The sequence below is a fragment of the Clavibacter davisi genome (assembly GCF_052751415.1).
Window position 1 is genome coordinate 425,572 of sequence record NZ_CP199882.1, and the last position, 19,750, is coordinate 445,321.

General features: G+C 73.5%; 22 protein-coding genes. 13 read left to right on the plus strand and 9 right to left on the minus strand.

Annotated features, from left to right (window positions below; genetic code table 11):
• Positions 1-78: 78 nt before the first annotated feature.
• Complete coding sequence (locus ACU4ZT_RS02075) at positions 79-645, minus strand: GNAT family N-acetyltransferase (protein ID WP_414748473.1); 567 nt, start codon at positions 643-645, stop codon at positions 79-81.
• Positions 646-760: 115 nt separating this feature from the next.
• Between ACU4ZT_RS02075 and ACU4ZT_RS02080 the strand changes: the two genes are divergently transcribed.
• From ACU4ZT_RS02080 to ACU4ZT_RS02115, 8 genes are all read left to right on the plus strand, one after another.
• On the plus strand, positions 761-1,978 hold the full coding sequence (locus ACU4ZT_RS02080; RefSeq protein ID WP_063070400.1) for an inorganic phosphate transporter: 1,218 nt from the start codon (positions 761-763) through the stop codon (positions 1,976-1,978).
• Between the two features lie 11 nt (positions 1,979-1,989).
• The gene (locus ACU4ZT_RS02085) at positions 1,990-2,295 is read left to right on the plus strand and encodes a hypothetical protein (RefSeq protein ID WP_063070374.1); all 306 of its coding nucleotides are present in this window, start codon (positions 1,990-1,992) and stop codon (positions 2,293-2,295) included.
• A gap of 2 nt (positions 2,296-2,297) precedes the next feature.
• Positions 2,298-2,987, plus strand: a complete 690-nt coding sequence (locus ACU4ZT_RS02090; RefSeq protein ID WP_414763663.1) for a DUF3349 domain-containing protein — start codon at positions 2,298-2,300, stop codon at positions 2,985-2,987.
• Positions 2,988-3,034: 47 nt separating this feature from the next.
• Positions 3,035-3,694, plus strand: a complete 660-nt coding sequence (locus ACU4ZT_RS02095; RefSeq protein WP_445337766.1) for a TetR/AcrR family transcriptional regulator — start codon at positions 3,035-3,037, stop codon at positions 3,692-3,694.
• Complete coding sequence (locus ACU4ZT_RS02100; protein ID WP_063070371.1) at positions 3,691-5,394, plus strand: MDR family MFS transporter; 1,704 nt, start codon at positions 3,691-3,693, stop codon at positions 5,392-5,394. Before ACU4ZT_RS02095 ends, ACU4ZT_RS02100 begins: the two co-directional genes overlap by 4 nt.
• Positions 5,395-5,578: 184 nt before the next feature.
• Positions 5,579-6,022 (plus strand): SRPBCC family protein, encoded by a 444-nt coding sequence (locus ACU4ZT_RS02105; RefSeq protein ID WP_445337767.1) that lies wholly within the window; start codon positions 5,579-5,581, stop codon positions 6,020-6,022.
• A 150-nt stretch (positions 6,023-6,172) separates the two neighbouring features.
• Entirely contained in the window at positions 6,173-6,664 is a 492-nt protein-coding gene (locus ACU4ZT_RS02110) for a helix-turn-helix transcriptional regulator (protein WP_063070369.1), read from the plus strand.
• Complete coding sequence (locus ACU4ZT_RS02115; protein WP_063070368.1) at positions 6,661-7,974, plus strand: HipA domain-containing protein; 1,314 nt, start codon at positions 6,661-6,663, stop codon at positions 7,972-7,974. Before ACU4ZT_RS02110 ends, ACU4ZT_RS02115 begins: the two co-directional genes overlap by 4 nt.
• An 81-nt stretch (positions 7,975-8,055) precedes the next feature.
• Here the strand turns inward: ACU4ZT_RS02115 and ACU4ZT_RS02120 are convergent, their stop codons facing one another.
• The gene (locus ACU4ZT_RS02120; protein ID WP_445337768.1) at positions 8,056-9,681 is read right to left on the minus strand and encodes a histidine-type phosphatase; all 1,626 of its coding nucleotides are present in this window, start codon (positions 9,679-9,681) and stop codon (positions 8,056-8,058) included.
• Between the two features lie 201 nt (positions 9,682-9,882).
• Here ACU4ZT_RS02120 and ACU4ZT_RS02125 point away from each other — a divergent pair, with 201 nt between their 5' ends.
• Entirely contained in the window at positions 9,883-10,812 is a 930-nt protein-coding gene (locus ACU4ZT_RS02125; RefSeq protein WP_063070366.1) for an AEC family transporter, read from the plus strand.
• Here ACU4ZT_RS02125 and ACU4ZT_RS02130 read toward each other — a convergent pair.
• From ACU4ZT_RS02130 to ACU4ZT_RS02140, 3 genes are all read right to left on the minus strand, one after another.
• Complete coding sequence (locus tag ACU4ZT_RS02130) at positions 10,809-10,967, minus strand: hypothetical protein (RefSeq protein WP_172407153.1); 159 nt, start codon at positions 10,965-10,967, stop codon at positions 10,809-10,811. The two genes, ACU4ZT_RS02125 and ACU4ZT_RS02130, sit on opposite strands and share 4 nt — an antisense overlap.
• A 125-nt stretch (positions 10,968-11,092) precedes the next feature.
• The gene (locus tag ACU4ZT_RS02135; RefSeq protein ID WP_270980564.1) at positions 11,093-11,569 is read right to left on the minus strand and encodes a GNAT family N-acetyltransferase; all 477 of its coding nucleotides are present in this window, start codon (positions 11,567-11,569) and stop codon (positions 11,093-11,095) included.
• A gap of 98 nt (positions 11,570-11,667) precedes the next feature.
• Positions 11,668-12,630 carry an NAD-dependent epimerase/dehydratase family protein gene (locus ACU4ZT_RS02140; RefSeq protein ID WP_270980563.1) on the minus strand — a complete coding sequence of 321 codons (963 nt, stop codon included), beginning with the start codon at positions 12,628-12,630 and terminating at the stop codon, positions 11,668-11,670.
• Between the two features lie 74 nt (positions 12,631-12,704).
• Here ACU4ZT_RS02140 and ACU4ZT_RS02145 point away from each other — a divergent pair, with 74 nt between their 5' ends.
• Together ACU4ZT_RS02145 and ACU4ZT_RS02150 are read left to right on the plus strand one after the other, a co-directional pair.
• Positions 12,705-13,232, plus strand: a complete 528-nt coding sequence (locus tag ACU4ZT_RS02145; protein ID WP_063070363.1) for a GrpB family protein — start codon at positions 12,705-12,707, stop codon at positions 13,230-13,232.
• A gap of 34 nt (positions 13,233-13,266) precedes the next feature.
• On the plus strand, positions 13,267-13,659 hold the full coding sequence (locus ACU4ZT_RS02150; protein ID WP_445337769.1) for a cytidine deaminase: 393 nt from the start codon (positions 13,267-13,269) through the stop codon (positions 13,657-13,659).
• 183 nt (positions 13,660-13,842) lie between these two features.
• Here ACU4ZT_RS02150 and ACU4ZT_RS02155 read toward each other — a convergent pair whose 3' ends face one another.
• The 3 genes from ACU4ZT_RS02155 to ACU4ZT_RS02165 are packed head-to-tail and all read right to left on the minus strand — an operon-like array spanning position 13,843 to position 15,951.
• Complete coding sequence (locus ACU4ZT_RS02155) at positions 13,843-14,595, minus strand: hypothetical protein (protein WP_414748467.1); 753 nt, start codon at positions 14,593-14,595, stop codon at positions 13,843-13,845.
• Between the two features lie 33 nt (positions 14,596-14,628).
• A complete protein-coding gene (locus tag ACU4ZT_RS02160; protein ID WP_063070360.1) occupies positions 14,629-15,504 on the minus strand; it encodes an endo alpha-1,4 polygalactosaminidase in 876 nt (291 codons plus the stop codon).
• A gap of 9 nt (positions 15,505-15,513) precedes the next feature.
• Positions 15,514-15,951 carry an ASCH domain-containing protein gene (locus ACU4ZT_RS02165; RefSeq protein ID WP_445337770.1) on the minus strand — a complete coding sequence of 146 codons (438 nt, stop codon included), beginning with the start codon at positions 15,949-15,951 and terminating at the stop codon, positions 15,514-15,516.
• A 112-nt stretch (positions 15,952-16,063) separates the two neighbouring features.
• Here ACU4ZT_RS02165 and ACU4ZT_RS02170 point away from each other — a divergent pair, with 112 nt between their 5' ends.
• Positions 16,064-16,972, plus strand: a complete 909-nt coding sequence (locus ACU4ZT_RS02170) for an SDR family oxidoreductase (RefSeq protein ID WP_445337771.1) — start codon at positions 16,064-16,066, stop codon at positions 16,970-16,972.
• 57 nt (positions 16,973-17,029) lie between these two features.
• On the opposite strand, the gene ACU4ZT_RS02175 is transcribed toward ACU4ZT_RS02170, so the two are convergent.
• Complete coding sequence (locus ACU4ZT_RS02175) at positions 17,030-17,653, minus strand: MOSC domain-containing protein (protein WP_445337772.1); 624 nt, start codon at positions 17,651-17,653, stop codon at positions 17,030-17,032.
• A 111-nt stretch (positions 17,654-17,764) separates the two neighbouring features.
• Here ACU4ZT_RS02175 and ACU4ZT_RS02180 point away from each other — a divergent pair, with 111 nt between their 5' ends.
• The gene (locus ACU4ZT_RS02180; protein WP_414748464.1) at positions 17,765-19,462 is read left to right on the plus strand and encodes a sensor histidine kinase; all 1,698 of its coding nucleotides are present in this window, start codon (positions 17,765-17,767) and stop codon (positions 19,460-19,462) included.
• Positions 19,463-19,750 lie beyond the last annotated feature (288 nt).

A 19,750-nucleotide genomic window follows, 5' to 3' on the forward strand; every position in this document is an offset into this window, starting at 1 on the left:
CGTCAGATCGTGTCCCGCTAGCGGGTTCCGCGCGTGGATCCCGGCGCCCGCGCAGCATCCGTGCGCGGGCGCGGGGGCCTACGCCTCATCGTCCACCGGCACCGGCGTCGTGGTCCCCGTCTCGTGGTCGCGCCGCAGCATCGCGTAGCCGACGGACGCGCGCGGCTCGCCGCCCGCGACGGGCCAGCCGTCGCGGTAGTGCGCCTCCTTCACGAAGCCCGCGCGCACGAGCACCCGGCGCATCGCCCGGTTGTCGTCGCGGGTCTGCGCCTCGAACCGGGTGACGTGCGGGTACGAGCCGAACACGTGAGAGGTCAGCGCGCGCACCACGGGCACGCCGAGGCCCCGGCCGCGCCAGGGCTCCGCGAGGCGCAGGTCGAACAGCACGCCCGGGTCCTCGAGGTCGTCGAGCACGACGAGGCCCACGCGGCCGGATCCCTCGACCTCCACCCACAGCGCCTCGTGTTCGGGCCCCGCGAAGTCGCCGTCGGCGATGCGCGCGTCGACCTCCGCGGCCGTCGGTGCCGACCGCATGTGGAACGGGAACGCGTTCGACGTGAGGAACTCCCGGAGAGCCGCGCGGTCCTGGTCGACGTCGACCGGGACCAGCGCGACGGTCGGGGATGCGGGTGGGGTGTCGGGCATGGGGTCCTTCCGGGTGGTCCGAGCGACGCGCTTCTCCACAGCCGCGGGTGAACAGCGGGTGAACCCGAGGGCCCCCCGTAGAGGGGACGCCCGGGCAGGGCGCATGCTCGTCGCCGTGGATCCCTTCATTCTCCTCGTGCTCGTCGTCATCACGGCGCTCGCCTTCGACTTCACCAACGGCTTCCACGACACGGCGAACGCGATGGCCACGTCCATCGCGACCGGCGCGTTGAAGCCCAAGGTCGCGGTCACGCTCTCCGCCGTGCTCAACCTGGTGGGCGCCTTCCTCAGCATCGAGGTCGCGCTCACGGTCACGAACGCGGTGGTCAAGATCCAGGACAAGACGGGGGCGCCCGACCCGGCGCTGCTGGAGGGCGGCGGATCCGCGCTCCTCCTCATCGTGCTGGCCGGCCTCATCGGCGGCATCGTCTGGAACCTCCTCACCTGGCTCCTCGGCCTGCCGTCCAGCTCGTCGCACGCGCTGTTCGGCGGCCTCATCGGATCCACGCTCGCGGGCCTCGGCGTCAACGGCGTCAACTGGGCCGGCGACGGATCGAAGCTCGACGGCGTGGTCGGCAAGGTCATCCTCCCGGCGCTCATGTCGCCGCTCCTCGCCGGCGCCGTGGCCGCGATAGGCACCTGGCTGGTGTTCCGGATCATCGGGAACCTCGCCGGCCGTGGGCTCGACCGCACCTTCCGCATCGGCCAGATCGGCAGCGCCTCGCTCGTCTCGCTCGCGCACGGCACGAACGACGCGCAGAAGACGATGGGCGTCATCACGCTCGCGCTCATCGCGGCCGGCGGCTGGACCGACACCTCCTCGGTGCCGTTCTGGGTGAAGATCAGCTGCGCGCTCGCCATCTCGCTCGGCACCTACATCGGCGGCTGGCGCATCATCCGCACGGTCGGCAAGGGCCTCGTGGAGATCGACACCCACCAGGGCATGGCGGCCGAGAGCTCGTCGGCCGCGGTCATCCTCGCGTCCAGCCACCTCGGCTTCGCGCTCTCCACCACGCACGTGGCCACCGGATCCATCCTCGGCTCCGGCCTCGGTCGCCCGGGCGCGCAGGTGCGCTGGAAGGTGGCGCTGCGCATGGTCGTGGCGTGGATCATCACCCTCCCGGCCGCGGCCCTCGTCGGCGCGGTCATGTGGTGGCTCGGCCACCTCATCGGCGGCGCCGCGGGCGGCATCGCGATGACGATCGTGCTCCTCGCCGTCGCCATCACGGTCTACGTGCGCTCCCGCAAGGACGACGTGGGCGCCCACAACGTCAACGACGAGTGGTCGGACGACGCGCCCGCCCGCCCCGCCACCCAGCCCGCCGACGCCTGAAGGGCCACGCCATGCTCCCCCTCTTCCTCTCCGCCGTCGGCCAGGTCGCCGTGGTCGCCGTCCTCCTCGGCGCGGGCCTGCCCGCCCTCTTCGCGCTCGGGGTCCGCTCCTTCGCGCTCGCCAGCCCCGACACGAGCGGCCGGGCGACCGGATCCGGTCCCGGCCTCCCGGCGCCGCTCCTGCAGCTCGTCGGCGCGGTCTGCTACGCCGTCGTGGTCCTCGCCGTGGTCGCGGGCCTCACGCTCATCATCGCGACGGGCCTCGGCCAGACCGTGAGCTTCGAGCACGTCATCCCGACCTTCACCTCGAAGGGCTGACCATGACCACCAGTGCATCGACGGAGGACGGGCCCGCCGAGGGCCCCGCCCCCGAGCGCGGCATCGTCCAGCGCGTGGTCGGCTGGCTCCGCGCGGGCTACCCGTCGGGCGTGCCCGACCAGGACTACGTGCCGCTGCTCGGGATCCTCCGCCGCAGCCTCACCGCCGAGGAGCTCGAGCAGGTGGTGGACCAGCTCGTCGACGACGCGACCGCGGCCGACGCGGCGGGCGAGGAGATCGGCCGCCGTCAGCTCCGCGAGCGCGTCGAGGAGCTGCTCCTCGGGCCGGCGATGCCGGAGGACCTCGTGCGCGTCTCGGCCCGTCTCGCCGCGGCGGGCTGGCCGCTCGGATCGCCCGACGACCTCCACGAGCCGGACAGCGCCGACGCGCGTGCGACCGAGCGCACGGGTCTCATCTCGCGCATCGTCGCGTGGCTGCGCGCCGGATACCCGGCCGGGCTCCCCGAGCAGGACTTCGTGCCGCTGCTCGCCCTGCTGCGCCGGCGGCTCAGCGACGAGGAGGTGCAGGAGGTGAGCGCCCGGCTCGCCTCGGAGGGCGGGCTGCCCGCCAGCCGCCTCGACGTGGCCGACGCCATCGCGGGCGTCACCTCGGAGATGCCGTCCGACGAGGACGTCGAGCGCGTCCGCGCGTACCTCGAGGCGCACGGCTGGCCGGAGGGCTTCCGCATCTGAGCCCGACGGGGATCCGCCACTTGCACTGAGCACCAGATGGTGCAAACATGCACTCCGTGACTGATGGTGCAACAGGACTGCGCGAGCGACGCCGGGCGGCGACGTCGGCGACGCTCACGACCCTGGCGCGCCGCCTCACCGCGGAGCGCGGCCTCGCCGGCTTCACCGTCGAGGAGGTCTGCGAGCGGGCGGGCGTCGCGCGCCGCACCTTCTTCAACTACTTCGCCTCCAAGGAGGACGCGGTGTTCGGGCGTCCCGCGCGCCTCGACACCGCCGACCTCGAGGAGGCCTTCGTGGCCGCGGGGAAGCCGTCCCGCGCCACCTCGCCCGACCTCCTCGCCGACCTCGCCGACCTCTGCCTCCAGCGGTGGGCCCGCCTCGACACCGACGGCACCTCCATGAAGGACATGCACGCCGCCTTCCGCCGGGAGCCCGGCCTGCTCGTCCGCGCGCTCGACGCGTCCATCGAGGACGAGGCGAGCGACGTGCGCCTCGTCGAGCGCCGCGAGGGCCTGCCGGAGGGCGATCTCCGCGCATCCGTGGTGGTGCAGGTCATGGCCGCGCTCGGCCGGGCGAGCGCGCGCGAGTTCCTCGCCCCCGGCAACGCCGATCCCATGCCGACCATCCTGCGGCGGCGCCTCGACGCCCTCCGCGAGATCGCGCACCCCACGACCGTGACCACCCGCCAGCACGAACGGACCCCATGACCGCCACCGCCCCCGCGCCCCTCCTCCTCACGCAGCGGCGCATCTGGATCATCTTCTCGGCGCTCATCGCCGGCATGCTGCTGTCGAGCCTCGACCAGACCATCGTCTCCACCGCGATGCCGACCATCGTCGGCGAGCTCGGCGGCGTCGACCACCAGGTCTGGATCACCACGGCGTACCTGCTCGCCACCACGATCGTGATGCCCATCTACGGCAAGTTCGGCGACGTGCTCGGGCGGCGGAACCTGTTCCTCGCGGCCATCGCGATCTTCACGCTCGCGTCGGTCGGCTGCGCGTTCGCGGGCGACTTCTGGTCGTTCGTGGTGTTCCGCGCGGCCCAGGGCCTCGGCGGCGGCGGGCTCATGATCCTGTCGCAGTCGATCATCGCCGACATCGTCCCGGCCAACCAGCGCGGCAAGTACCTCGGCCCGCTCGGCGGCATCTTCGGTCTCTCGGCCGTCGGCGGCCCGCTGCTCGGCGGCTTCTTCGTCGACCACCTCACGTGGCAGTGGGCGTTCTACATCAACATCCCGGTGGGGATCGCGGCGTTCGCCATCGCGTTCGTCACGCTGACGCTGCCGAGCAAGCGGGCCACGAAGAAGGTGGACTGGGCGGGCGTGCTGTTCCTGTCCGCCGCCACGACGTGCCTCATCTTCTTCACCGACTTCGGCGGCGACAAGGCCTACGGCTGGGGCTCGCTCGCGACCTGGGCCTGGGGGATCGGGCTCGTCGTGGCTGCGTCGCTGTTCGTGTTCACGGAGGCGCGCGCCGACGACCCCATCATCCCGCTCAGCCTCTTCCGCAACCCCGTCTTCGTGAACGCGACGGCCATCGGCCTGGCGCTCGGCATCGGGATGTTCGCGGCGATCGGCTTCGTGCCCACGTTCCTGCAGATGTCCACCGGCACCTCGGCGGCGGTCTCGGGCCTCCTGCTCCTGCCGATGATGGTGGGCCTCATCGGCATGTCGATCACCTCGGGCATCCTGATCACCCGCACGGGCCGGTACCGGATCTTCCCGATCGTCGGCACGCTGCTCACGATGCTGGCGCTCGTGCTGATGACCTCGCTCACCGCCCAGACCCCGGTGTGGCTGATCTGCGTGTTCCTCTTCATCTTCGGGCTGGGGCTCGGCCTGATCATGCAGGTGGTCGTGCTCGTGGTGCAGAACGCGGTGCCCGCCGCGCAGATCGGCACGGCGACCAGCACGAACAACTACTTCCGCGAGGTGGGCGCGGCGCTCGGCACGGCCGTGTTCGGCACGCTGTTCACGACGCGCCTCACCGAGAACCTCACGGGCGTGTTCGCCGGCGCGGGCGCGGCCCCGGGTGATGCGGCGGCCTCGGCCAGCAGCATCGACCCGCAGACGCTGAACGGGCTGCCGGACGCGGTGCGCGACGGGATCGTCGACGCGTACGCCGACGCGCTGGCGCCGGTGTTCTGGTACCTCGTGCCGTTCATCGCGATCGCGTTCGTGCTCTCGCTGCTGCTGAAGCAGATCCCGCTGTCGGACGTCGCCGGGCTCGTCGCCCGCGGCGAGGCGGTGGGCGGCGAGGAGGCCGAGCGGCTCGAGGCGGAGCAGCGGGCCGGGGCGCGCCCGGGTGCGCGCCCGGAGCAGGCGGCCGGGCCGGATGCGACGGACGACGCGTCGCGGATCGCGGTGCCGTCGAGCGACGCGCGGGACAGCCGCTCCGAGCGCTGACGGTTCGTCCGCGCGGTCGCTCGTCGCTGCGGGGTCGCCTGTCGCTACGGCCGCCTGTCGCTGCGGTCGCCCGTCACCGCGGTCGCCCGTTGACACGGGCGCGAGCGGGTGGTCGACTCGCGGCAGGGCCGTCGTCCCACGAGCGGCGGCCCGTCCCCGTCCCGACGAGCCGCCGGAGGTCGCCGTGAGCGAGCCCATCGTCATCACCTGCACGTTCGCCGCCTCACGGGAGCGCGTCTTCGACGCGTGGACCACGCCGGCCGACTTCGCCGCCTGGTTCGGCACCGCGGAGGTCGACGTGCCGCTCGACACCCTGCGCATGGACGTGCGCGTCGGCGGCGCCTGGAGCGCGGTGATGCGCCTCCCCGACGGCGGATCCATCGACTGGGTGGGTGAGTACGTCGAGCTCGACCGGCCGACACGCCTCGCGATGACGATGACCGACCAGCCGGATGCGCCCGCCGGCCCGCCGCTCACCGTCGACCTCGAGGAGGTCGCGGGCGGCGCCACGCGCATGACCATGACGCAGACCGCGGGCGAGTTCACGCCCGAGCAGCGCGAGATGACGATCCAGGGCTGGGGCGCGTTCCTCGATGTGATGGAGGGGCTGGTCACGCCGACGGCCTGACGCCCCCCATCGGGAGGGCGGCGTTCGTGCGCCGCCTCCTCGTGCTGTAGTCAGCTTGGAACACACGAATTCCACCTGGTAGGTGTCACGCGTGCGTTCCACGCGCCCTGTGGGACACTTGCGTTACATCGGCAGGGGAGGGGAGCGGGCATGCGCGCTTCGTGGCCGTCGGATCTCGGTCTCGTCGCGCGCCAGCGACGTCTCGATCTGGCCTGGTCGCAGGAGGAGCTGGCGGCGAAGGCGGAGGTGACGCGCCAATGGCTGACGCGCTTCGAGACGGGCAAAGGCGATCCCACCCTCTCGAAGGTGCTCCGCGTCCTCCGGGAACTCGAGTTGCACGTGCATGTCACGCCGGAGGAGCGTGCTGCGCCCCGGCGGCCGCGGGTCACGATCCCGGTCTACGAGCCCGTCGTCCTGGATGCGTCGGACCTCCTCTCCGCCCTCGAGCATCGTTCCCGCCCTGCGTCGCGGGTGAAGGCGCCCGATGGGAAGGCGGTCTCGTCCACGTCGACCGCCATGCACGCCGAGATGGCAGGGGCGCTGGAACGGCTCTCGCGCTCCCAGCAGCAGATGCGCGGACAAGGACAGCTCCCCTCCGGCACCCGGCCTGGCCGCGGGGAAGACCGTGAGGACATGGAGTGATCCGCGTCCTCGACGTGCACCTCTACGGCGAGCTCGTCGCCACGGTGGAGCAGATCCGTCCACGTCATTACGTCCTCGACTACGCCGAAGCGTGGAGCGACGCAGAGGGCCCGCCTGTCTCCCTGTCCCTACCGGTCGTGCAGCGGCGGCATGAAGGGGGGTTGGTGTTCCACTTCATCGACAACCTGCTGCCGGACAGCGGCCCCGTGCGGGATCGATGGGCGAGGGAAGCGGGCCTCGACGACACGGAGCCGTTCCAGCTCCTCGCCGTGCACGGAGCAGACGTGGCCGGCGCCCTGGAGTTCTACCCGACAGGGGTCGGACGTCGCTCCGCCGGAAGCCCCCATCCGCTCCGTCACGATTCCATCGCGGAGCGCATCCGGGCCATTCGCGATGATCTCCCTGACCCGGCGCTCGTGGGCGGCGAGGCGGGACGTTTCTCTCTCGGCGGCGCGCAAGACAAGTTCGCTCTGGCCCTTCGCGACGGAAAGTGGTTCGCGCCGACCGGCGTGCACCCGTCGACCCACATCTTCAAGCCCAAGGTCGTCGGCCTGGCTGATGGCGAGATCGTCGAGCACGTGACGATGTCGGCGCTCCCGCTGCTCGGCATCCCCGCTGCGCGGACCGAGATGCTGGACTTCGGTGGTGAGAGATCCCTCGTGGTGACCCGCTTCGATCGACGAGCTGCGCCAGATGGCAGCATCACGCGCTTCCATCAAGAGGATCTCGTGCAAGCGACCGGCACGCCACGGCTGAAGAAGTACCAGAGGGACGGCGGCCCCGGATATCGCGACATCCTCGACCAGCTCGACCGCATCCCCGACAGGGAAATCTCCTCGCTCGCGAAGTCCCGCTTCGTCGAGGCGTTCTTCGCGTCGTGGTTCCTGCTGAACACGGATGCGCACGGCAAGAACTTCTCGCTGCGGCATGCGGCCCCCGCATCCGACCTGACGGAGATGTATGACTTCTCCTCCCTGTTGCCCTACGTCCGGCCCCGGGGGGATGCGCCGCGGGACCTGCTCCGCGCCTTCGGTGCGACGCGGATGTCCATGGCCATCGCCGGGCGGTACGAGGCGGAATCGATGGGTGCCTTCGAATGGGCCGCCGTCGCGCGAGAAGCGGGCCTGCTGGGGGATGCGTTCCTCGAGTGGGCCACGGACTTCGTGTCCATCGCGCCCGTCGTGTTCCGGGCGGTGGCAGAGGGCCTGTCCGAGGCGCATCGGACGTCGACGGTCGAGACGCTGCTCGATCGGTTGGAGATCCGCTCCGAGCAAGTGCTGCGCATCCTGAATCGGAAGATCCTCATCTGAGGGCAGAGCCCCCGGGGCTGAGCCCGTTCCTCGACGTGATGGAGGGGCTGGTCGCGCCGACGGCGGAGCGTCCGGGGCCGACTAGGGCCGGTGAGGCCGCCGCACCATGCCGACCGCGGTGATCCCCGCCGCCGCCAGCGCGAAGGCCAGCACCGCGAGGAACGGCAGCTCGTCGGCCGACATGCCGGTGGCGGGCAGCTCCGCGCCGTGCGACGACGCGGATCCGGCCGGAGCGACCCCGGCCGCGGATGCGGGGTCGGCGGGAGCGCCCGACGCCACGGGCGCCGCGGCGGCGCCCGTGAGGCAGCGGCGCACCTCGGCGACGTCGTAGAAGAGGGACCCGGCGGCGACGGGCGCGCAGCCCGCGCGGAACGGGATCGCCCGCTCGTCGTAGAGCATCCGCACGATGGCGCGGCCGTCGGCGGCGCGGTACACGTCCCACTGCACGTTCGCGGCCATGGGCGTGACGGTCTCGCCGCGCCAGGCGTTGGTCGCGTAGTCGTAGGGGGCCTCGGGCGTGACCTGCTGCGTCGATCCCGGCAGGCCGAGGAGCGCGGCGAACGGGATGATCGTCTCCGCGTGCGCGAACCGGAACGTCGCGGCGGTGGGCGAGCCGGCGAGCCGCGCGTCCATCGAGTCGAGGAAGTCGTCGAGGAGCGGCGTCGCCATCCGGTACGTGATGTCGCTGCCCTGGAACGCCGGGCCCTTCGAGTAGAAGTCCTCCGCATCGAGGAGGTAGGCGAACCACTCGGCGTCGGCGCTCGTGATGTAGCGGTCGAAGTCGACGGAGACCTCGTCGGCCATGTCGGGGGCGATGATGTAGAGGTTGTAGAGCATCATCGCGGCGTCGACCTCGTCGTCGACGGTGGTCTTCCCGTCGCCGCCGTCCACGAAGCGGTAGCTGCCCGCGGCGAGGCGGTCGACGAACGCGGGCGTGTAGATGCGCTCGAGCGTGCGGCGGGCGACCTCGTGGCTGCGCGGCTGGTCGGTGATGGCGGCGACCGCGGCGGTCACCGCGGGGCCGTCCTCGTACGCCTGGTAGTCGGCGTTCGCGTCCGACTTGTGGAAGTACAGCGTGTCCGGGTCCTTCGCGATGTCCTTCGGCAGGTGCGAGGCGAGGAGCGGATCCGCCGACGTCAGGCCCTTCGCGAACGCCTTCCCCGACGCGGTGGCGCGCGCCTCGCCCGAGCTCTCGAGCGCGATGGCGTCGGATCCCGCGTCGACGCCGGCGAACAGCGCCGGGAGCCGCTGGACGACCCGGCTCCCGATGCCGCGGTGCTGGTCCGCGCCCTGACCGGTGAGGTTGCCGTAGCCGAGCTTCCGGTTCGCGGCCGTGAGCTTCTGGACCTCCGGGCCGAGCGTCTGCCCGAGCGTCGTGAGCGCGCCCTCGGAGCGGGCCTGCTCCCACACCTGCGTGGTCAGCGAGTCGTACTTGAAGCTCGACAGCGCACGCGACCCGTGGCGCGCGACCGACTCCGTGTACACCGGCACGAAGCCGGCGGGCGCGGGCGCCAGGTCGGCGGGTGACCCCTGCGGCGCGTACGGGGTCTTGCTGCTGTAGTGCGGGCGGTCGGCGGACGCGGCGGTCCCCGCGCCGGTCCCGGCGCCCGCGCCGGTGGCGGCGAGGGCCGGCAGCGCGGATCCGCCGACGGCGAGACCCAGCGCGAGGACGAGGGAGGCGGGCAGGCGGAGGGAGCGGAGGGGCATGGGTTCCTGGCGGAGCGGGCGCGGCGCGACGGCGCCGGCGGGGGAGCGGTCGCGGTCGCGACGCTCCCGACGCTATGCGGTGACGGTGACGCGTCGGGGCCCGGCCGGTGTCCCGGCGCTGAACGCCGGACGGGCTCGCGCGTGTCGGCGCCGCCCGCGAGCGCCCGTAGGGTGGAGGCGACGCGTGGCGAGGGGAGCCGGATGATCGGGGTGCTGACCGGGTTCGCCATCATCGGCTTCATCATCGCGGTGGGCTACGCCGTCGGCCGCTCGGGCCTCGCGGGGCCGGGCGCGCAGCACTCCCTCAACCGCGTCGCGTTCTTCGTCGCGACGCCCGCGCTCCTCTTCACGGTGCTCGCGAAGGCCGACCTGCACGTCGTGTTCTCGTCGTTCCTGCTCGCGTCGGCGTCCGCGGTGGCCGTCGCGGCGGTGCTGTACCTCGTCGTGGCGCGGATCCTGTTCCGCCGTCCGGTGGCGGAGACCACCATCGGCGCCGCCTCGGCGAGCTACGTGAACGCCAACAACATCGGCCTGCCCGTCGCGATCTACGTGCTCGGCGACGCGCAGCTGGTCGCGCCCGTGCTGCTGCTCCAGCTGCTGGTGCTCGCGCCGACCACGCTCACCATCCTCGACATCTCGAGCCGCGGATCCGCGTCGGTGGTCGGCATCCTCACGCAGCCGCTGCGGAACCCGATGATCATCGCGTCGCTGCTCGGCATCCTCATCGCGGTGACGGGGCTGCCGGTGCCCGACGCGGTGTACGAGCCGTTCCGGCTGATCGGCGGCGCGGCGATCCCCATCGTGCTGATGGCGTTCGGCATGTCGCTCGTGGGGCGGAAGCCGCTCGCGCCGGGATCGGGGCGGGGCGAGATCGTGGTGGCGTCGGCGATCAAGACCGTGGTCATGCCGCTCGCCGCGTTCCTGCTGGCCCGCTTCGCCTTCCACCTCGATGCCGAGCAGACGTTCGCCGCGACGGTGATCGCGGGACTGCCGACGGCGCAGAACATCTTCAACTTCGCCTCGCGCTACGAGCGCGGCGTGGTGCTGGCGCGCGACACGGTGCTCATCACGACCGTCACGTCGATCCCGGTGCTGCTGGTGATCGCGGCGCTGCTCGCCCCCGGGACCTAGCGGCGGCGGGTCGCGGCGGCGCGCTGGGCGGCGCGCTTCTGCGAGCGCTTGGCCAGCTGGGCCTTGCCCTTGGCCATGGCGGCCTTGCCCTGGCGGCTGCGCAGGAACCGGCGGATGACGGGGACGGCGACGAACAGGAAGCGGATCAGCGGCATGGTGCTCCTCGGGTGCTCTGCGGGATCCGGTGGGAGCCCGCTCCTCGACCCTGCCAGGGACGGCCCGCGACGACCGGGTCGGCGGCGGATCCGACGGGGATCGGCCAGGCCTGTCGCGGTGCGCGTCAGAGCGCCTTCCGCATCTGCTGGGCCGTCACCCCGTATCCCGCCGACGCGTACAGGGCGATCGCGACGCGGTTGGCGCCGAAGACGTTGAGGGCCAGCGCGGGGACGCCGGCGGCGCGCGTCGCGTCCTCCACCGCGGCGAGGAGCGCCCGGCCGTACCCGGATCCGCGCCGCGACGGGTCCACCAGGAACTCGAAGAGGAACGCCGTGTCCGGCGAGCCGTTCGGGTGGTCGAGCGCGACCCAGGCGCTGCCGACCCCGACGCCGTCCTCGTCGAGCCCGCGCAGGAGCAGGGTGCGCGGCGTCGCGATCCCCTCGGGGAGCAGCCGGGCGGTCTCCGCGGCGGAGAGGCGGCGGGCGTCCGCGGCGGACCAGATCCCCGCCTCGACCTGGCGCTCGGCGTAGTCCTCCTCCGCGGCGAGGAGCATCTCGGCGAGCTCGGTCGGGGTCTGGGGGCGCACGGTCACGACGGGCATGCCGGCATCGTGGCAGGTCGGCGCGGGCCACGGGTCGGGCGTCCACGGGCCGCGCCCCGCGCCCCGCGACCGCGCCCCGCGATCGCGTGGATGCGCGCTCAGTCGCGCCGACGGACCCCGTCGCGGACCCACGCGACCTCCTCGCGCAGGAGCTCCGCGCCCGGGCCGACCGGCGCGTAGCGGAGCGCGAGGGACGCCCGGGTGTCGAGCACGATCGGGTGCGGCGCGGCCCACGGGTGCGCCCCGCCCTCGGCACCCGGCTCCAGCGGCACGATGCGGCCGCGCCAGCCGAGCTCGTCGGCGATCACCCGGACGATCTCGGCGGCCGTGAGCGGATCCGGGTCGGCCGAGTTCAGGATCCGCGCGCCCGGCACGTCGGCCACGCGCGCGATGAGCGCCGCCGCGTTGGCCGCGGCCGTGAGGTGGTCGACGGAGGCGCCGCGGTCGGCGAGCTCGACGGTCCCGGCGCCGCCGAGCATCCGCTCGACGATGCCGCGCGTGCGGGCGTTCCGCGCCCACCGGCCGTGCACCTTGGAGGGCCGGATCACCGTGACGGCGAGCCCGCTGTCGAGCGCCGCGCGCTCCACGGCCACCTTCGACGGCGCGTAGCCCTCGCGCGTGAAGGGGTCGGTGCCGGGCGCGGCGGGCGCGAGCGTGGGCGTCGACTCCGGCATCGGCACGGGGAAGCGCGGCGGCTCGTCGCCGTTGACGTGCCGGCCCTCCGCGTCGACGTGCACCGCGCGGGAGGACGCGACGACCACGGATCCGCTCGCCCGCATCACCGGGAGCAGCGCCTCGACGTCGGCCGCGGTGAAGGCCGCGAGGTCGACGAGCAGGTCGACCCCGTCGCCCGCGAGCCGCTCGATGCCGCGCGCGTCGGCGCGGTCGACCGCGTGGAAGCGGACGCCGAGCGCGGTCAGCTCGGCGGGCATGCCGAGCGGATCCCGGCCGGTCACGTCGACCGTCCAGCCGTCGCGCGCGAGCCGGGCGGCCGTCGCGCCGCCGATCGCGCCGGTGCCGCCGAGCAGGAGCGCGCGCCGCGCGGAGGGGGAGGAGGGCATGGTGGTCGAGCCTAGGGGCGGCCGGGGCGGCCGGAGTGGTCGGGGCGGCCGGGTCCGTCGCTAGGGTGGGCGCGATGATCCGCCTCGAGGAGCACGACCCGGCGTGGGCGGAGGCGTTCCGCGCCGAGGCCGAGCGGATCCGCGGGGCCGCCGGCGACGCGCTCACGGCCGTCGAGCACATCGGCAGCACGGCCGTGCCGGGACTCCGCGCCAAGCCCGTCCTCGACCTGGCCGCCGCCGCCGCACCGGGCGTCGACCCGTTCGGGCTCGACCCGGAGCTGCATCCGCTCGGCTACGCGCAGCACCGCACCGGCCCGCGGAACCACGGCGTGCACGTGCGGATGGCGGGTGGCGTGCGGACGCACATCCTCCACGTGTTCGCGGCCGAGACGTGGGCGACGTGCCCGCAGCGCCTCCTCCGCGACCGGCTCCTGCGCGATCCCGACGCCCGGCGCCGCTACGACGCGCTCAAGGCGCGGCTCGCCGCGACCGCCGAGGACGGGCTCGCCTACACGGCGGGCAAGACCGCCCTCGTGGAGGAGCTGGTGAACGCCGAGCGCGCCGACCGCGGACTGCCGCCGGTGCGGGTCGGCGACAAGTGACGCGGGGCGCGCACCCGTGCGCCAGGATGTGCGCATGCCCCTCCACGACTCCGAGGCCCGCCTGATCGACGCGGCCGAGGCGCTCGCCGGGACGCTGGGCGCCGACCCGGACCACACCATGGCGGCCGCGGCCCTCGACGCGGCGGGCCGCATCCACCTCGGCGTCAACGTGCTGCACTTCACGGGCGGACCGTGCGCGGAGCTCGTCGCGCTGGGCGCTGCCGTCGCGGCCCATGCCGGACCGCTCGTGGCGATGGCGGCCGTGGGCGACGGCGGTCGCGGCGTCGCCCCGCCGTGCGGTCGCTGCCGCCAGGTGATGCTGGACCTCCAGCCCGGCATCCGCGTGGCCGTGCCCGGTGCCGACGGGCCGGAGATGGTCGCGATCCGCGACCTGCTGCCGGTCTCGTACGCGCGACCCGAGGAGTAGCCGACCCCTTCCGGATCCGGTTCGGCGGGCGCGCGCGCCGCAACGGCGGCCAGTGGTGGAGAGCTCCGGAAATCGAACCAGACGAGGCGCCCCGATAGGCGCGCTCCCCGAACAGCACACAACCTATCGCATCCGCCGTCGCTCGCCGGTCCGCGGATCGGGAGAGGACGACGCGGTCCCGCGTCACCCGACGGTGCGCACCCGGACCGTATCGCCGTCGGCCTCGAGCTCGAAGGTCAGCGTGGTGCCGAGCGGGAACGCGTCGCGGAGCTCCTGCGGCTGGTCGGCCGTGATGACGATCGCGGTGCGGGCGGGGACGGCGCCCGTCGCGCAGCCGGCCGGACCGCTCACCGCCCCGTCCTGCTCCGCGGGCCCGGCGACCAGGCAGATCTCCTCGACCCCCGTGGACGACTCGATCATCGGCACGCGCGCCACCGAGATCCCGTGGAACGGCGCGAAGAGGGAGCCCTTCGCGATGGTTCCGGTGTCGACCGACAGGTAGGTCGCGTTGTCGGGCACCGGCGGCGGCTCCAGCGCGAGCTCCGCGACCGTGTCGCGATCGTCGTCGAGCCACCACGCGGTCGCGCCCGCGGAGGCGAGCGCGGCGATCACGACCGAGGCGGCCCACACGGCGGCGAGGCGCGGGCGGATGCGCGGCCGGCGCGCACCGTGACGCGGCGGCGCGTCCGCGGGTCCGCCGTCGCGGGCGTCGTCGACGTGCGGGTCGTCGTCGGTGCCCGGGTCATCCGTGCGCGGATCGTCGCCGTCGCCGGCCTCGGGATCCGCCGTCCGCTCGCGTCGCGCGCGCCCGCGCCCCTCCAGCTCCCGGAGCCGCGCGAGCGCGTCGGCGTCGCCCGGTTCCGCGTCCGGCCCGAAGACCCGGCGGCGCAGCTCCACGAGCTCCGCGATCTCCGCGCGCCGGTCGTCGTCGTCCATCCCCGCATCGTGTCACGGGGCGCCGGGATCCGCTCAGCAGGCGGCGAACGCGTATCCGTCCTCGCTCGCCGGCACCAGGTCGCGGTCGCGCACGATGGCGCGGGGCGCGGGGTCCAGCGCCAGGATCCGCGCGCACGCGCCCTCGACCGTGTCGCGCAGGTCGTCGGTGTACTCGACGTCGAGCACGTGCGGTCCGTAGACGGCCGTGTACGCCGCGCACTCCTTCCAGCGGTCGCACTCCTCGGCGATGGCGAAGTCGAAGCCGGCTTCGTCCCGGCCGCGCGCGCCGATGTCGGTGGTGTTCTTCTGCGCGACGGCGAGGCCCCGCCCGTGCGCGTGATCCACGAGCAGGGTCGCGAGGGCGAGCGCGTCGTCCTCGTCGAGCGCCCCCTCGGACCTGTTCCACGAGTCGAGGTTGTCGAACTCCACGGCCTGGAAGCCGGCGTCGGCGCAGCGATCGACCGCCGTCGCCTGCCGGGCGGCGATGGCCGTGCGCTTCGCGGCGGTCGAGGTGTCGAGGAGGAACTCGTCGTCCCAGTTCGGGTCGACGAGCGGCCCGTCGTCGCCCTGCACCAGGAGGTCGTCGGGCCAGGTCTCGCCCGGCTGCGTCTGGAACCCGTTGACGTAGCAGACGCCGTACGCGCCCGCGGCGGGCTCGTCCGTGCTGTCGCGCACGACGATGCCCGCGCCCGCGGGCACGGGGGAGGCGCCGCCGAGCTGGTAGTCGAAGCCGGTCCCCACGGGCGGGAGGGTGATGCCCACGGTGGTCTCCGTCGCGAGCACGCCGGTCGCCGGGGCCGAGCGGGCCTCGCCGGTCGGGGCCGAGGCCGGGCGCGGATCCGCGGACGCGCAGCCTGACAGGGCGACGAGAGCGGCGGTCACGAGGGCGGCGGAGAGGAGGGGGCGCATCACCCGACCCTAGGCGGGTCGATCCGCCGTGCCCACCACCCGGAAGCGCTCCATGACGATCTCGGTGTCGTCGTCGAGGCGGAACCCCGCGGGCAGCTCCGCCACGACCTCGGGCGACGTCCAGAACTCCTCGTGGCCGTCCCGCCACTCGGCGACCGTCGTGAAGCCCTCACCCTCGTCCACCGCGTGCGCGAGCGGCACGTCGGCCAGGCGGCGGATCTCCACGGCCGTCGTCTCGGTCACGAGCACCGGCCGCCCCTCCGAGTCGATGACGGTGCCGCGGGATCCGACGACCGGCACCTCCTCGCCGTCGACCGCGTACTGGATGAGCAGCGAGCTCGTCGAGGTCTTCTCGCCCGACACGATCGCCGCCACGAGCTGATCCCGCAGCGGCCCCGGGAACGCGAACTCGACGGGCGGGAGGTCGGACTCGGGCGTCGTCGTCATGCACCGATCGTAGGAGCGCACGGCCGACGACCCCTCCGCCTCCCCCGGACGCCGCGCGCTCGCCGGGCCAGGGTGGAAGGGACCCCACGACCGACCAAGGAAGGCGCATCCCATGAGCGAGATCCGCAACGGCGGCAACCAGTACGAGATCCAGGACCCGATCGCGCAGTACCCGTCCCCGCCGTTCCCGCAGCAGGAGCAGACGGGCCCCGGCGACGAGCTGAGATTCGAGCCGACCCCCGACCACGGCCAGGACAGCTACGTCGGCTTCGGCCGCCTGAAGGGCCGCAAGGTGCTCATCACGGGCGCCGACTCCGGCATCGGCAAGGCCGTCGCCATCGCGTTCGCGCGCGAGGGCGCCGACATCGCGCTCAACTTCCTCGACGAGGAGCTCGAGGACGCGCGCGACACCGCATCCACCATCGAGGCCGACGGGCGCACCGCCGCGCTCGTGCCCGGCGACATCTCCGACGAGACGACCTGCCAGGACATCGTCCAGGCCTCGGTCGACGGGCTCGGCGGCCTCGACTGCCTCGTGATGGTGGCCGGCTACCAGCGCAACGAGGACGACATCCTCGACCTCGACTCCGAGCAGCTCGACCGCACGATGAAGACGAACGTCTACTCGCTGTTCTGGCTGAGCAAGGCCGTGATCCCGCACCTGCCCAAGGGCGGGAGCATCATCACGACCAGCTCGTCGCAGGCGTACCAGCCGAGCCCCGACAAGATCGACTACGCCGTCTCGAAGGGCGCGATCCGCAACTTCACGCAGGGGCTCGCGCAGCAGCTCGCGCCGAAGGGGATCCGCGTCAACTCGGTCGCGCCCGGCCCGTTCTGGACGGTGCTCCAGCCCGTCGGCCAGTCGGCGTCGGACGTCGAGGAGTTCGGATCCCAGTCGGTCTACGGCCGCCCCGGCCAGCCGGCGGAGATCGCGGCGACGTACGTGTTCCTCGCGAGCCAGGAGTCGAGCTTCACGAGCGGCGAGACGATCGCGGTCACGGGCGGCACGCCCGTCCACTAGGGCGGATCCGCGGAACCGCGCGGCGCACGGGCGTCGGCCGCCGCGCGGCGGGGCGCGTCAGAACAGGCGCACCCCGTCGCGCGGCGCGTCCCCGCGCGGCGCGTCCCCGCGGGTCGCTCCGCGCGGGGCGGGCTCGCCGGGCACGCCCTCCACAGGCCGCTCGGTGCGGAGGATGGCGAGTCCCACCGTGAGGATCCCGTCCCCGAGCGGCTCGCAGCGCACGCCGCCCCGGCCGCGCAGCGCGCGGAAGGCGCCGGGCGCGAGCATCACGTCCATCCACGCGCACGGGTTCGCGGGCCGGTGCCCCTGGAACTCCACGGGTCCGTCGCCCGAGTCGAGGCTGAAGCGCATGCCGCGGAGCGCGTCGACGGGGGCGCCGCGGAGCAGCACGTTCCGCCGCGTCTCGACCGGATCCAGTCCGCTCTCGACACCGAGCTCCTCCGCCACGCGCTCCACCGCCTCGACCGCCATCACCGTGACCGCGGCTGTGCGGTGCGCGCGCTGGCCGAAGTAGCGGTCGCCTACGATTCCGAGGCCGGCCCGGATCCGCACGCTGCGGCGCGACGGGGGCTCTCCCGGCTCGTCCCGAGGGCCGTCCGCCGGCCGCCCCTCGAGGCGGTGCACGGGGGAGGCCACGAGGTGCGCGATCTCCACGCGGCGCTCGTGGGGCAGATCGGTCATCCATCGACCCTACGGCCCCCCTTATCACGGGGTACAGGCGTCCGGGGCGGATCCTCCACCGCCGGTTAGGATCGACGAGCGGCACGGGGATGACCGCAACCGGGGGGTCACGTGAGCGAGCAGGCCCCCTCCTCCGTCCGGCGCGACCGTGCCTCCCGCCTCCCCGCCGCGCTCCGCAGCATGACGCTCTCGAAGCCGCTGCACGCGCAGATGCCCTTCATCCTGAGCCTCGCGGTCGTCGGGCTCGTCGCGGGCCTGGGCGACCTCGCCTCGGTGGCCGACCCGGGGTTCGTGGCGGGCGCCGTGATCGCGGTCCTCGTCACGGTGGCCGCCGCGGCCGTGCCGTGGCACCGCGTCGACGGCGGCTGGGTCGCGCTCCTGCCGATGCTCGACTTCGTCGCGCTGGCCCTCTGCCACGACGCCATCCGCGCGCAGGTGCCGTCGACGTCGTTCCTCCTCGTCTTCCCCGTCGTCTGGCTCGCGTACGCGTTCGCACTGCACGTGCTCTGGCTGGGCGCCATCGGCACGGCGGTGGTCCTCGCGCTCCCCTTCATCCGATCCGGCTCGCTGCCCTCGAACACCACCGAGTGGTCGCACCTCGTCGTGCTGCCCGTCGTGATGCTGCTCGTCGCCGTCGCCGTGAACCTCCTCGCGCAGCAGCTGTTCCGACAGCACGCGCGCCTGGAGGAGATCGAGCGCGAGCTGACCGCCACGCTCGACGACCTGCAGCAGCGGAACACGATCATCGACGGCGTGCTCGACGCCATCGACGACACGGTGGTGGTGCTCGACCCGACCGGGCGGATCATGCTGCGGAACCGGGCGTCGGTGGAGCTGATGACGCTCGCCGACCCCCTCGACCCGGCCGACCCGATCATCGGCGGCCTGGTCTACGAGGAGGACCGCACCACGGTCGTGCCGCCCGAGCGGCAGATGGTCGCGCGGGCCCGCGCGGGCGAGGCCATGGCGCGGCAGGTGTACTGGGTGGGCGACGGCGGCGCGCAGAAGGCCGTGCTCGCCTCCGTCTCGCCGCTCGTCGCCGCGGACGGGCGCTCCCTCGGCATGGTCGTCGTGAGCACCGACGTCACGGCCCTCGCCCTGGCCGTCACCGAGCGCGAGGAGTTCGTGGCGAGCGTCTCGCACGAGCTGAAGACGCCGCTCACCTCGATCCTCGGCTACATCGAGCTCATCGCCGACGACCTGGTCGAGGACGACCTGGAGGACCGCATCACGGCGGCCCGCCTCGCCATCGTGGAGCGCAACGCGCAGCGCCTCCTCGGCCTCATCGGCGACCTGCTCACGGCGGCGCAGCACCGGCTCGCCGTGAACCGCAACCTCGTCGACGTCGGCGAGATCGTGGAGAACGCGCTCGACGTGATCCGGCCGCACGCGCGCTCGAGCGGCGTCGCGCTCGTGGAGCCCGAGTACGAGGAGCTCGTCGCCGAGGTGGACGCCGTGCGCATCGGCCAGGTGCTCGACAACCTCCTCAGCAACGCGGTGAAGTACACGCCGGAGGGCGGCACGGTCACGACCGAGGTCGGCGTGGAAGGCGACCAGCTGCACCTCTGCGTGAGCGACGACGGCGTGGGCATGTCCGAGGACGACACGGCCCAGCTCTTCACGCGCTTCTTCCGCACCAGCTCCGCGCGCGCCAGCACGGTCGCGGGCGTCGGGCTCGGCCTCAGCATCACGCGCTCCATCGTCGACGCGCACGACGGGCGGATCGAGGTGGAGAGCGCCGTGGGCGTCGGCACCACCATGCGGGTCCGGATCCCGCTCCGCGTCCGGCCGCCGGCCCCGGGATCCTGAGCCCCGGCGTGCCCCGCCTCGGTCCGCCCTGCCATGGGCGCGCCGACTTGAGCTGATCTTGTCCACAACTTGAGTCGAACCGGCATGCGGCGCTGGCAGGCTCGTGCCACGGCGGGCCTCCCACCCGTCCGACACGAGCGATCGAAGGACCGGATGACCCCCCACGACCACCCCGCGAGCGGCACCCGAGCCGCGCGCACCGGGTGCCGTACCGGGTCCGCGGATGCGCTGACGGTACCCGCCGTCGGCCTGGCCGGTCCTTCCGCTCCGCTCGTCGGCGGCCGGGCG